This is a genomic window from Pantoea sp. SO10 (genome assembly GCF_005281435.1).
In the GTDB taxonomy this organism is placed as follows: domain Bacteria; phylum Pseudomonadota; class Gammaproteobacteria; order Enterobacterales; family Enterobacteriaceae; genus Pantoea; species Pantoea leporis.
Window position 1 is genome coordinate 2,200,017 of sequence record NZ_CP040095.1, and the last position, 12,955, is coordinate 2,212,971.

10 protein-coding genes are annotated in these 12,955 nt (G+C 57.0%); 8 read left to right on the forward strand and 2 right to left on the reverse strand.

All coding sequences use genetic code 11. The features are described from left to right. Positions 1-255 precede the first annotated feature (255 nt). From sapA to FCN45_RS10275, 7 genes are all read left to right on the forward strand, one after another. Positions 256-1,878 carry an ABC transporter substrate-binding protein SapA gene (gene sapA, locus FCN45_RS10245; protein ID WP_110866234.1) on the forward strand — a complete coding sequence of 541 codons (1,623 nt, stop codon included), beginning with the start codon at positions 256-258 and terminating at the stop codon, positions 1,876-1,878. A gap of 2 nt (positions 1,879-1,880) precedes the next feature. Further along, positions 1,881-2,846, forward strand: a complete 966-nt coding sequence (gene sapB / locus FCN45_RS10250) for a putrescine export ABC transporter permease SapB (protein ID WP_137385866.1) — start codon at positions 1,881-1,883, stop codon at positions 2,844-2,846. Beyond that, entirely contained in the window at positions 2,833-3,723 is an 891-nt protein-coding gene (gene sapC, locus FCN45_RS10255; RefSeq protein WP_101764289.1) for a putrescine export ABC transporter permease SapC, read from the forward strand. Before sapB ends, sapC begins: the two co-directional genes overlap by 14 nt. Beyond that, positions 3,723-4,718 carry a putrescine export ABC transporter ATP-binding protein SapD gene (gene sapD / locus FCN45_RS10260; RefSeq protein WP_101764288.1) on the forward strand — a complete coding sequence of 332 codons (996 nt, stop codon included), beginning with the start codon at positions 3,723-3,725 and terminating at the stop codon, positions 4,716-4,718. Before sapC ends, sapD begins: the two co-directional genes overlap by 1 nt. Positions 4,719-4,720: 2 nt before the next feature. Beyond that, a complete protein-coding gene (gene sapF / locus FCN45_RS10265; RefSeq protein ID WP_008106485.1) occupies positions 4,721-5,524 on the forward strand; it encodes a putrescine export ABC transporter ATP-binding protein SapF in 804 nt (267 codons plus the stop codon). A gap of 128 nt (positions 5,525-5,652) precedes the next feature. Then, positions 5,653-6,441, forward strand: coding sequence for an enoyl-ACP reductase FabI (gene fabI / locus FCN45_RS10270; protein ID WP_007892455.1), 789 nt, complete (start codon positions 5,653-5,655; stop codon positions 6,439-6,441). A 198-nt stretch (positions 6,442-6,639) separates the two neighbouring features. Further along, positions 6,640-7,761, forward strand: coding sequence for an oxidoreductase (locus FCN45_RS10275; protein ID WP_137385867.1), 1,122 nt, complete (start codon positions 6,640-6,642; stop codon positions 7,759-7,761). Here FCN45_RS10275 and FCN45_RS10280 read toward each other — a convergent pair. Both FCN45_RS10280 and FCN45_RS10285 read right to left on the reverse strand, forming a co-directional pair. After that, positions 7,758-8,654 carry a LysR family transcriptional regulator gene (locus FCN45_RS10280; RefSeq protein WP_137385868.1) on the reverse strand — a complete coding sequence of 299 codons (897 nt, stop codon included), beginning with the start codon at positions 8,652-8,654 and terminating at the stop codon, positions 7,758-7,760. The two genes, FCN45_RS10275 and FCN45_RS10280, sit on opposite strands and share 4 nt — an antisense overlap. Positions 8,655-8,734: 80 nt before the next feature. Beyond that, the gene (locus tag FCN45_RS10285) at positions 8,735-10,324 is read right to left on the reverse strand and encodes a PTS transporter subunit EIIC (RefSeq protein WP_137385869.1); all 1,590 of its coding nucleotides are present in this window, start codon (positions 10,322-10,324) and stop codon (positions 8,735-8,737) included. 244 nt (positions 10,325-10,568) lie between these two features. On the opposite strand from FCN45_RS10285, the gene FCN45_RS10290 reads away from it, so the two are divergent. Beyond that, a complete protein-coding gene (locus tag FCN45_RS10290; protein ID WP_137385870.1) occupies positions 10,569-12,875 on the forward strand; it encodes an FdhF/YdeP family oxidoreductase in 2,307 nt (768 codons plus the stop codon). Positions 12,876-12,955 lie beyond the last annotated feature (80 nt).

Consider the following 12,955-nt stretch of genomic DNA (forward strand, 5'->3'; position numbering starts at 1 on the left):
AGCGGGCAATACTGGAAGCAATGTGAGCAATGTCGTGCTCTTCTTCGGTAGAGCCACCGTCGAAGCGCAGAAGAATAATAATCATTCTTATTATCATCTGTAAACCCCTAATTGAGAATTTTTCTCATCTCCACACAGAGATTGTGATTACCCCATCGCCAGCTTGGCGAAAAACACAGCAGAAGCGTCGCGAATTTGGGGAGTACGTGGCGTTTAAGATACACTCACGCTATTGCCTCAGAATCGTTGAGTTCTATGCCAAAATTATTCCCCTCTCTGCTGCTGGGTCTCAGCATGATGAGCGCGTCAGCGTGGGCCGCGCCAACGGACAACATCCGCAACAGCGGTTTTGTCTATTGCGTTAACGGCACGGTTAATACCTTCAATCCACAAATGGTTAGCAGCGGCTTAGTCGTTGATACGCTGGCGGCGCAGCTGTATGACCGGCTGCTGGACGTGGATCCTTATACTTATCGGCTGATTCCCGACCTCGCCCAGAGCTGGGAAGTGCGTGATAACGGCGCAACCTACCGTTTTCACCTGCGTAAAGATGTCGCCTTCCAGCACACCAACTGGTTTAAACCGACGCGGAAAATGAACGCCGATGATGTGGTGTTCAGCTTTGCACGCATGTTTGATCGCAAGCATCCGTGGCACAACGTCAACGGCGGCAGCTATCCCTATTTTGATAGCCTGCAGTTTGCCGATTCAGTGCAGAGTGTGAAAAAGCTGGATAGCGATACGGTTGAAATCCGCCTGAACAGCCCGGACGCCTCATTCTTGTGGCATATCGCGACGCATTACGCGCCGATTTTGTCGCAGGAGTACGCCAATAAACTCAGCGCTAAAGGCCAGCAGGAACAGCTGGACCGCGAACCGGTCGGCACCGGCCCGTTCCAGCTGAGCGAATATCGTACCGGGCAATATCTCCGCCTGGCGCGTAATCCGCAGTACTGGAAGGGCGTGCCGCGTCTGCAGCAGGTGGTGATTGATTTGGGCGTCGGCGGCACCGGAAGGTTATCCAAACTGCTGACCGGCGAATGCGATGTGCTGGCCTATCCCGCCGCCAGCCAGCTGAGCATTTTGCGTGACGATCCGCGCCTGCGCATGACGCTGCGTCCTGGCATGAACATCGCCTATCTGGCGTTCAACACGCGCAAACCGCCACTGGATCGCCCGGAAGTGCGTCACGCGCTGGCGCTGGCGATCAATAACGAACGCCTGATGGAGTCGATCTATTACGGCACCGCCGAAACTGCCGCCTCCATTTTGCCGCGTGCGTCCTGGGCGTATGACAACGATGCGCGCGTCACCGAATACAATCCGGCTAAAGCGCGTGAAGAGTTGAAAGCGCTGGGGCTGGAAGATTTACATTTACGTTTAGTGGTGCCCTCTTCCTCGCAGTCGTGGAATCCCAGCCCGCTAAAGACCGCTGAATTGTTGCAAGCGGATTTGGCTCAGGTTGGCGTGCGCGTCACTATCGCGCCGGTGGAAGGCCGCTTCCAGGAAGCGCAGTTGATGGAGATGAACCATGACCTCACGCTCACCGGCTGGGCAACCGACAGTAACGATCCCGACAGTTTCTTCCGTCCGCTGTTAAGCTGCGCGGCGATCCGTTCGCAAACCAACTACGCACACTGGTGCTCGCCCGCCTTTGATGAGGCTTTGCAGCATGCACTGTTGTCCCAGCAGCTATCGGCGCGCATTGACAGCTATGACAAGGCGCAGCAGATTTTGGCGCAGGAGTTGCCGGTGCTGCCGCTGGCGTCATCGCTGCGTTTGCAAGCCTATCGGCATGATATCAAAGGCCTGGTGTTGAGCCCGTTTGGTAACGCTTCGTTCGCTGGCGTTTACCGCGATGAGAGCAGCGAGGAGTAAGCATGATTATCTATATTCTGCGTCGCGTGGTGCTGCTGCTCATCACCCTGTTTTTGCTGTCGCTGGTGAGCTTCAGTCTGAGCTACTTCACACCAAATGCCCCGCTCGAAGGCGCATCGCTGTTTGATGCGTGGTGGTTCTGGTTCAAGGGCTTGCTGCAGTTCGATTTTGGCGTCTCCAGCACCAACGGCCAGCCGATTGATCTTCAGCTGCGCGAAGTGTTTCCCGCCACGCTGGAGCTGTGCGTAATGGCATTTATTCTGGCGCTACTGGTGGGGATTCCGCTGGGAATTTGCGCCGGCGTGATGCGCAAAAAATGGCAGGATAAAGCCATTAGCGCGCTGGCGCTGCTTGGCTTCTCGATGCCGGTATTCTGGCTGGCGCTGCTGTTTACGCTGTTCTTCTCGTTAACGCTCGGCTGGTTGCCGGTGTCCGGACGTTTCGACCTGCTCTATCCGGTGCAAAACGTTACCGGCTTCGCGCTGATTGATGCATGCCTGAGCCCGTCGCCGTGGCGTCATGAAATGCTGGTCAGCGCCTTAACGCACATGATTCTGCCGGTGGTCGTGCTCGCCGTTGCGCCTGCTACCGAGATGATCCGCTTATTGCGCAGCAGCACCAGCGATGTGATGGACAAAAACTACGTCAAAGCCGCCGCCACGCGCGGCCTGTCGCGCTTCACGGTGATCCGCCGCCACGTGCTGCACAATGCGCTGCCGCCGGTGATTCCGCGCCTTGGGCTGCAATTTTCCACCATGCTGACGCTGGCGATGATCACCGAGGTGGTGTTCAACTGGCCGGGCCTCGGCCGCTGGCTAATTAACGCCATTCGCCAGCAGGATTACGCGGCGATTTCCGCTGGCGTGATGGTGGTGGGCGGTCTGGTAATTCTGGTCAGCGTGTTATCCGATATTCTGGGTGCGGCGCTTAACCCGCTGAAACATAAGGAATGGTATGCCCTTAGATAATGTCTACGACGAGAAGCGGCTGCCCAGCACGCTGCGTCGCAGCTGGCAGCGCTTGTATCGCGATACCAGCGGCATGGTCGGCTTGTACGGCTTTGGCTTGCTGCTGTTCCTGTGCCTGTTTGGTGGTCTGCTGGCGCCGTATGGTATCGATCAGCAATTCCTTGGTTATCAGCTGCTGCCGCCATCGTGGTCGCGCTACGGCGATGTCTCCTTCTTCCTCGGCACCGATGATTTAGGCCGCGATGTGCTGAGCCGCCTGCTAAGCGGCGTAGCGCCGACCGTCGGCTCGGCGATTCTGGTGACGGTGCTGGCGGCAATTTGTGCGCTGGTGCTTGGCGTGTTTGCCGGTATCACGCACGGCATGCGCTCGGCGGTGATGAATCACGTGCTGGATACCTTACTGTCGATTCCCTCGCTGCTGCTGGCGATTATCGTGGTGGCATTTCTCGGCCCGCGCCTGGAACACGCGATGCTGGCGGTGTTTCTCGCGCTGATCCCACGTCTGGTGCGCGAGATCTATACTGCTGTGCATGATGAGATGGAAAAAGAGTATGTGGTGGCGCTGCGTCTTGATGGCGCGCGCAACCTGAATATCTTGTGGAATGCGGTGCTGCCTAACGTGCTGCCGCTGCTGGTGAGCGAATTTACCCGCTCGCTGTCGATGGCGATTCTGGACATCGCCGCACTCGGTTTCCTCGATCTTGGCGCGCAGCTGCCCTCGCCCGAATGGGGTGCGATGCTGGGTGACGCGCTGGAGCTGATCTACGTTGCGCCGTGGACGGTCATGCTGCCGGGCGTGGCGCTGATGGTCAGCGTGTTGATCGTTAACCTGCTGGGCGACGGCATTCGTCGCGCTGTAGAAGCGGGAGTTGAATAATGCCGCTACTGGATATCCGTAACCTGACCATCGAATTTATGACCGCTGACGGTCCGGTCAAAGCGGTTGATCGCATCAACCTGACGCTAAGCGAAGGCGAAATCCGCGGTTTGGTGGGTGAATCGGGTTCAGGCAAAAGTCTGATCGCCAAAGCCATTTGCGGCGTCACCAAAGATAACTGGCGCGTCACCGCCGATCGCATGGTGTTTGATGATATTGATCTGCTGCGCCTGTCACCGCGCGAACGCCGTCGGATTGTCGGCCATAACGTGTCGATGATTTTTCAGGAGCCGCAATCCTGTCTTGATCCGTCAGAAAGTATTGGTCGCCAGCTGATGCAGGCGATTCCGCGTTGGACGCACAAAGGCCGTTGGTATAAACGGCTGTGGTTCTGGCGCAAAGTGCGCGCCATTGAGCTGCTGCATCGCGTCGGCATCAAAGATCATAAAGACATCATGCGCAGTTTCCCGTATGAACTCACCGACGGCGAATGCCAAAAGGTGATGATCGCCATCGCGCTGGCCAATCAGCCGCGTTTGCTGATCGCCGATGAACCAACCAATGCGATGGAGCCGACCACGCAGGCGCAAATTTTCCGCCTGCTGAGCCGCCTCAATCAGAATAACAACACCACCATTTTGCTGATCAGCCACGATCTGCGCACCATGAGCCACTGGGCCGACCGCATTAATGTGATGTATTGCGGCCAGACGGTGGAGATCGCGCAAAGCGAAGAGTTAATGGAGTCACCGCATCATCCTTACACGCAGGCGCTGATCCGGGCGATGCCCGATTTCGGTAGCGCGCTGCCGCACAAAAGCCGCCTCAACACGCTTTCTGGCGCGATTCCTTCACTGGAACATCTGCCGATTGGCTGTCGTCTGGGGCCGCGCTGCCCGTATGCGCAGCGTAAGTGCATCGAAACACCGCGCCTGACCGGCAATAAAGCGCATCTGTTTGCTTGTCACTTCCCGCTGAATATGGAGAGCCAGTAAACATGGAAACGCTGCTGGAAGTGCGCAACCTGAGTAAAACCTACCGCTATCGCACCGGTTTGTTCCGTCGTCAGCACGTTGAGGCGGTGAAAGGCGTCAGTTTTACCCTGCGTGAAAAACAGACGCTGGCGGTGATTGGTGAAAACGGTTCGGGAAAATCGACGCTGGCAAAAATGCTCAGCGGCATGGTCGAGCCGAGCGAGGGCGAAATGCTGATTGACGATCATCCGCTGGAGTACGGTGATTATGGTTATCGCAGCCAGCGCATTCGCATGATTTTTCAGGATCCCTCAACCTCGCTGAATCCGCGCCAGCGCATCAGCCAGATACTCGATTTCCCGCTGCGCCTGAATACCGAGTTGGATGATGAAGCGCGTGAAAAACGCATTATCGCCACGCTGCGTCAGGTCGGTTTGCTGCGCGACCACGCCGGATACTATCCGCACATGCTGGCGCCGGGCCAGAAGCAGCGTCTGGCGCTGGCGCGAGCGCTGATTCTGCAGCCAAAAGTGATCGTCGCCGATGAAGCCCTCGCCTCGCTCGATATGACCATGCGTTCACAGCTGGTGAACCTGATGCTGGAACTGCAGGAGAAGCACGGCATCGCCTATATTTATGTCACGCAGCATCTCGGCATGATGAAGCACATCAGCGATCAGGTTCTGGTGATGCATCAGGGCGAAGTGGTCGAGCGCGGCGGCACCGCCGATGTATTGGCCTCGCCGCTGCACGATCTCACCAAGCGCCTGATCACCAGCCACTTTGGTGAAGCCTTAACCGCTGAAGCCTGGCGCCGCGAGCGTTAAGGCGCCGAAAATGCGGTGCGATTTACCGCATTTATAGAGACGTGCTAGACTTCGCACGAGATTAACGTCGGTCGCCTGTTTTTCAACCACCGCGACCGCCAACAACAATGACCAAAAGGATTACAGCTATGGGTTTTCTTTCCGGTAAGCGCATTCTGATTACTGGCGTTGCCAGTAAACTCTCAATCGCCTACGGTATTGCGCAGGCGATGCACAAACAGGGCGCAGAACTGGCTTTCACCTACCAGAACGACAAATTGAAAAGTCGTGTGGAAGAGTTTGCTAAAGATCTGGGTTCAGACATTGTTCTGCCATGCGATGTGGCTGAAGACGAGAGCATCACTGCGCTGTTCACCGAACTGGCAAAAACCTGGCCGAAATTTGACGGTTTCGTTCACTCCATCGGTTTCGCACCTGGCGATCAGCTGGATGGCGACTACGTGAATGCTGTTACCCGTGAAGGCTTCAAAATCGCTCACGACATCAGCGCGTACAGCTTTGTGGCGATGGCGAAAGAGTGCCGTGCAATGCTGAACCCGAATTCTGCCCTGCTGACCCTGTCTTACCTGGGTGCAGAGCGCGCTATCCCGAACTACAACGTGATGGGTCTGGCGAAAGCGTCACTGGAAGCTAACGTGCGCTACATGGCGAACGCGATGGGTCCAGAAGGCACGCGTGTTAACGCCGTTTCTGCCGGTCCAATCCGTACGCTGGCTGCATCAGGCATCAAAGATTTCCGTAAAATGCTGGCGCACTGCGAAGCGGTTACCCCGATTCGTCGTACCGTTACTATTGAAGACGTGGGTAACTCAGCTGCATTCCTGTGCTCTGATCTGGCGGGTGGTATCACCGGTGAAGTGGTACACGTTGATGGCGGCTTCAGCATTGCCGCAATGAACGAGCTGGAACTGAAATAAGATTTACCTGAGGTCGCCTTTCATGGCGACCTCCTCTTCAAATAACGCCCCCCTTATACTCGTAAGCTATTAATTATTCCCCATCATTCTTTTGCCGTGGACAGCCGTTCAGCGACGATGAGCTAGCCCTTTGTTGCATGCCTGCTTTTCAGATTCGCACGCTGTGCAGCAAGTCCGTTTTTAGCGCAAGGAATGACCATGGAACAACGCCGTTCTCCCGGCCATGACCACTGGTTTTATGAAAGCCAGACTCGCCCGAATAGCACCGCCACTGCGCCGCTGGTGCCCGAAGCCGCCTATATCGACGATCGTTTCTTACTCGGTTTGCAACAGGAAGCGACCGCGCTACAGCCGCTGCTGTCGCGTTTTCAGCCTGCGTTATTGGCCGCGCGCGATCTCAGCCAGATTCTGTTTCCCGATACGCTTGCCACCAGTTTGACCCACACCTTAACGCTGTACGATCGTCTCAGCACCGCGCTAACGGTGGCGCAGGTCGCCGGCGTGCAGCGCCTGTGCAATCACTACTCAGCCCGGCTCAATCCGTTGCCGGGTCCGGACTCATCACGTGAAAGCAATAATCGCCTGACGCAAATCACCCAATATGCGCGTCAGCTGGCGATGCAGCCGGAACTGATCACCGCCAACAGCATCAGCGCGCTGGACGCGGTGGGCTTAACCGAGCCCGATATCGTCACGCTGAATCAACTGGTGGGATATGTCAGCTATCAGTCACGCGTGGTGGCATCGCTGCAGGCGATGATGGGCTTGCCGGTGCGCTGGATTCCGGGCGTAACACCGCCGCCGGATGCCAGCGCAGCGCTGTTTACCGGCAACGACGGCTGGCAGCACGCGTTGAAACCGGTTGAACTGCGCTATGCCAGCGCCGATCAACTGGCGGCGGTTACTTTCTGTCAGGGTATTGAGGGATTAGATGATGCCATTTGGCTGCTGGTACATGATGCGCAAGTGCTGTATGGCTTCGCCACGCTAAAACAGCGGCTGAATGAACATTTTGCCGGGGATGAAGCGCTGGCGCAGGCGGTTAGCGCACGCGTGCTGGGTTGTCGACGTCAGTTTGATTTTGTTACCGATGAATGGCGTGACGCACTGCTGCAGGATGTCGAAAGCGCTGGCGCAGCATCGCCGGTGATTTCACTCAGCGCCCAGCTCACTCGCCTGCCCGATCGCTTCAGCGCTGCACATTTGCAGCCGCTGCTGAACGCGGGCTGGGGCAGCGAACGCATCTTCACGCTGTTGCAAGCGGTGGCTTTTGCCAGCTGGCAGGATCGCCTGCTGATGGCGCTCGGCGAACCCCGTTAATCGGGCAGATGCCGCCGCGCTTCATCAAAGAAATGCTGAGCCAGCGGCGATGCTCTGCCCGGCTCGGCAATCACTAATGCCGCCTGCCGGCCCATCGGCGCCATCTCAATCGGCCGCCGCGCCAGATTCTGCATCAGCTCCGGCAACAGATGCCCGCATGGCGACACCATCACGCCCAAACCAACCTGCGCGCTTTGCAGCAGTTGCATAATCGACGCGCTCTCAACGATCACGCGTGGGATCAAGCCGGTTTCCCGCAGCTGCCCATCAAGATAACGTCGAAAATAGCGCGTAGGTTCCGCCAGACACAGCGGCTGGCAGGCAAGCGTGGCGAGCGAGATGTTCTCTTGTTTCAGCAGCGCCGGAAAGTGCGCCGGATTGAACAGCGCCTCGACACCCGGATCTTTCAACAGCGCAGTTTGAAAATGCAGCTCGCGCAGTGACGTCAGTTCAAAAAAGCCGATACCGCCATCCACGGTGTGGCTGTTGAGCGCTTCCAGCAGCTGATCGGCGCTCATCGCGGCCACGCGATAATCCAGCTGTGGATAACGCGCTTCAACCGCTTTCAACAACGCTGGCAGCGCCACGCTGCACTGCGGCATCACGCCAAGCCGCAAGGTGCCGTTGACGCCATGCTTGAGCGACTCCACTTCCAGCTTCAATCCCTGATACACCGAAACAATTTCCCGCGCCCAGGCTAGCACACGCTCGCCTTCCGGCGTAAAGCCATCGAAATTATTACTGCGGTTGATCAGCGACAGCCCTAATTCGCGTTCGAGGTTTTTCAGGCGCATCGATAGCGTCGGCTGGCTGACAAAGCTGACCTCTGCCGCGCGGCCAAAGTGGCGTTCGCGTTCAAGATTCGTCAGATAGATTAATTGTTTGATGTCCATGGAAAGCAGAATTGGCTGGAAAACAGCAGTGTATCATGGCGGTTGCCGCTGCGCTGCGTCCAGGCGCAGCGGCCATTGTGTTACGCCACACCCAAGGCACTTTTTACGTCGTTGGCGATCTTCTCGACCTGCGGGCCGTAAATCACCTGGATATCGTGTTCGCTGACGCGATTGATGCCGTTCGCGCCGGTGGTCAGTAACGTTTGATCGACCACCTCATTCATCTGTTTGACCCGCACGCGCAGCCGGGTGAAGCAGCAATCGACGTCCTCTATATTGGCTTCGCCGCCCAGCCCGCTGATGATCACTTTGGTGCGCTCATCCGCCGCCACCTGTTCGGGTTTGTGCTCCTCATCGGATTCCCGTCCCGGCGTTTCAACCCGCATCCGCGTGATGACAAAACGGAAGCCGTAGTAGTAAATCGGCACATAAATTACGCCGAGCACAATCGTCCACCACCAGTGCGTTTTGCTGCCACCGAGAATGCCGAACACCACCAGATCGATGGCGCCGCCCTGCACGTTGCCAATCATCAAATGCAGCATCGACATCAACATAAATGACAGGCCGGTTAATAGCGCATGCAGGATATAGAGCACCGGCGACATGAAGATGAAACAGAACTCCAGCGGCTCGGTGATGCCGGTGGTAAAGGAAGTCAGTGCACCGGCCAGCACCAGCGCTTTAACGCGCTGCTTATGCTCGGGGCGCGCAGTGTGGTAGATCGCCAGCGCGGCGGCCGGTAAGCCAAACATCATTACCGGAATTTTGCCCTGCGCGAGGAACTGCGTCGCGCCGCGCACCGTATCGTCCGGGATGGCGCCGGGATGCGTTAGCGAGGTGTTGAAGATGTTCAGCGCGCCGACGATGCTTTGTCCATCAACCGTTGCCATGCCGCCAATCGGTGTGAAGCGCACGGTTTCGTTGAGGATATGGTGCAAACCGGTGGGAATCAGTAAGCGTTCGCTGGTGCCAAGCAGGAAGGCGCCGTATTGCCCGCTTTTACCAATCATCAAACCCACCCACGCAATGCCTTCGCCGATGGTCGGCCAAATTAACGCCAGCAGCACGCCCACCAGCGGCAGCACCACCACGGTCACGATCGGCACAAAGCGGCGTCCACCAAAGAAGCTGATCGCCGTCGGCAGTTGCTGAGTGTAAAAACGGTTATGCAGCAGCACGGTAATCAATCCAGCAATCACGCCGCCCAGCACGCTCATGTTGTAAGTAAAGATGCCGAGCATGTCGATGTATTCGGCCGACGTCATCATCGCTACGGTTTGATCCATACCCGCTTTCTGCAGCGCTTCTGGCGTGGTGGTAGCGGCCGTCAAACCTTTCGACGCCAGCGTGGAGCTGATACCGACATTCATGGCGATATAGCCAATTACGGCGGCAAAGGCGGCGGTCGGTTTCTCCGCTTTCGCCAGCCCGATGGCGCTGGCCACCGCAAAGAACAGCGGCAAATTGGCGAACAGCGCGCCCGCCACCTTGCGGATAAACCCGATAATCAGCTGTGGCACCTGCAGATTGGCGAAGGCATCGCCGGTGATGGCCGGATTTTGCATTGCGGCGGCCAGGCCAAGAAAGATCCCTGCGGCAGCAATCACCGAGATGGGCATCATTAAGGCTTTACCGAAGGCGTGAATTTGGCTTGCCAGATTCTTCATGCTGCGTGCCCTTTTCAGAATGGAAAGAGCAATTATTAGTCAGTTATCTCAGCAGCACGTAACTGCCGCCCCTTAACGGCCGGGAAAGTTTGACTTAGGTCACGCTTTGCGTGCGTTTCACGATAAACGCCGCCTATCGCACCATTAAACCAATCAATTAGACAACTTTTAAGGAGAGTCGCACACTTCCCGCTAACAGAAGACATATTCTGATAACAACTCATAAACAAATAAGCCTGCAACTATGAAATTTAAACGTAAGATTCAACCCTATCGCGCTGCTGCGGGCGGCTGGGGTTCATTGGAAGCCACCACCCGTTTCGTCCTTGATAGTAAAGCTGCCCTGAAGAACATGCGAAACCTGATGCGCATGAATAAAGCGCGCGGTTTCGACTGCCCAGGTTGCGCATGGGGCGATGACAACAAAAGCACCTTCAGCTTCTGTGAAAACGGAGCAAAAGCGGTGACGTGGGAAGCCACGCGTCGTGTGGTTGCGCCGGAATTTTTTGCCCAGCACAGCGTCAGCACCCTTTACCAGCAGAGCGATTACTTCCTTGAGTATCAGGGACGCTTGACCCATCCGATGCGCTACAACAGCGCGACCGACCACTACGAACCGATCAGCTGGGACGATGCGTTAGCCTTGATTGCTCGCCATTTGAAGGCGATGGATCATCCAAATCAAATGGAGCTTTACACCTCCGGCCGCGCCAGCAATGAAGCATCCTGGCTCTATCAGCTGTTTGGCCGTGTGATGGGCACCAACAACTTTCCCGACTGCTCCAACATGTGCCACGAAGCCAGCGGCACCGGCCTGAAACGCAGCATCGGCGTGGGTAAAGGCACCATTCGTCTGGACGATTTTGATCATGCCGACGCGATTTTCGTGTTGGGTCAGAATCCGGGCACCAACCATCCGCGCATGCTGCACAGCCTGCGTCACGCGGCCGATCACGGCGCGAAAATCGTCACCTTTAACACCCTGCGCGAGCGCGGCCTCGAGCGTTTTGCCGATCCGCAAAAGCCGCTGGAGATTGTCACGTCGATGGCGGGCACCATCAGTTCCGCCTATTACCAACCTAATCTGGGCGGCGATATGGCAGCGGTGCGCGGCATGGTGAAAGCCCTGCTTGAGCTACAGCGTGCACGTTTAGCTGCCGGTGAAGAAGGCATTTTCGATCAGGCGTTTATCGATGCCAACACTCATGGCATTGACGCGTATCTTGCCGCCGTTGATAACACCCGCTGGGACGATATCGTGCGCCAATCCGGTCTCAGCGAAGTGCAGATTCGTGAAGCGGCGGCGATTTATCAAAGTGCTGAACGCGTGATTGTCACCTGGGCGATGGGCATTACTCAGCATAAACACTCGGTGGATACCGTTCGCGAGATCACCAACCTGCAGCTGCTGTTTGGTCAGTTGGGCAAGAAAGGCGCAGGCCTGTGTCCGGTGCGCGGCCACAGTAATGTGCAGGGCAACCGCACCATGGGCATCGATGAGAAGCCGGGCAAGCCGTTCCTCGATGCACTCGGCGCGCACTTTGATTTCGAACCCCCGCGCGAGCATGGTCACAACACCGTTGAAGCGCTGAACGCGATGTTGCGTGACGAAGTGAAAGTGCTGATTGCGCTGGGCGGCAACCTCGCGGCGGCCGCACCGGATTCACCGGTCACCGAAGAAGCGTTGCAGCATTGCGGTTTGACCGTGCACATCAGCACCAAACTCAATCGCAGCCATTTGGTGCCGGGCCACGAAGGGCTGATTCTGCCAACGCTGGGCCGTACCGAACGCGATCGTCAGGCAAGCGGTAATCAGTACATTACCGTGGAAGACTCGTTCAGCATGGTGCACGCCTCAGAAGGCGTCGGCATTCCATTGGCGGAGACGCAGCGCTCTGAAACCGCGATTGTGGCTGGCATCGCCCATGCGACATTAGGCAGCGATAAAATCGACTGGCTGGCGATGGCAGGCAATTACGATCTGATTCGCGATCACATCGCCGCCACGATTCCCGGCTTTGCTGATTTTAATAACAAGTGCGACATTCCGGGCGGTTTCTACCTGGGTAGCGCTGCTGCCGAGCTGCGCTTCAATACGCCAAGCAAACGCGCCGAGTTCAGCGCCGCCGCCCTGCCTACGTCGCTGTTCCCGCAGTTGGGCGATGTCGCGGTGCCCTTCACGCTGCAAACGCTGCGTTCACACGATCAGTACAACACCACGATTTACGGCCTCGATGACCGTTATCGTGGCGTGTACGGTCAGCGCGAAGTGGTGTTTATCCATCCGGATGATATGGCGTCGCTGGGCTTCACTGAAGGCCAGTTGGTGGATATCGAGACGCTGTGGAATGACGGTTTAACCCGTCGCGTCAGCGGTTTCAAGCTGGTGCCGTATAACATTCCGCGCGGTAACCTCGCGGCGTATTATCCGGAAACCAACCCGCTGGTGCCGCTCTCGAGTTTTGGCGACGGCAGCGGCACACCGACCTCAAAATCGGTGCCGGTGAAGCTGGCATTAAGCGCCGCCACACCGTCACAACGTATCGCCTGACCAAAGCGTTATCAGAAGGTAAAAAGCCGCGCAAAGCGGCTTTTTAGCCTGTTTTGGCCTTGCCGCGCGGACCCGATTCG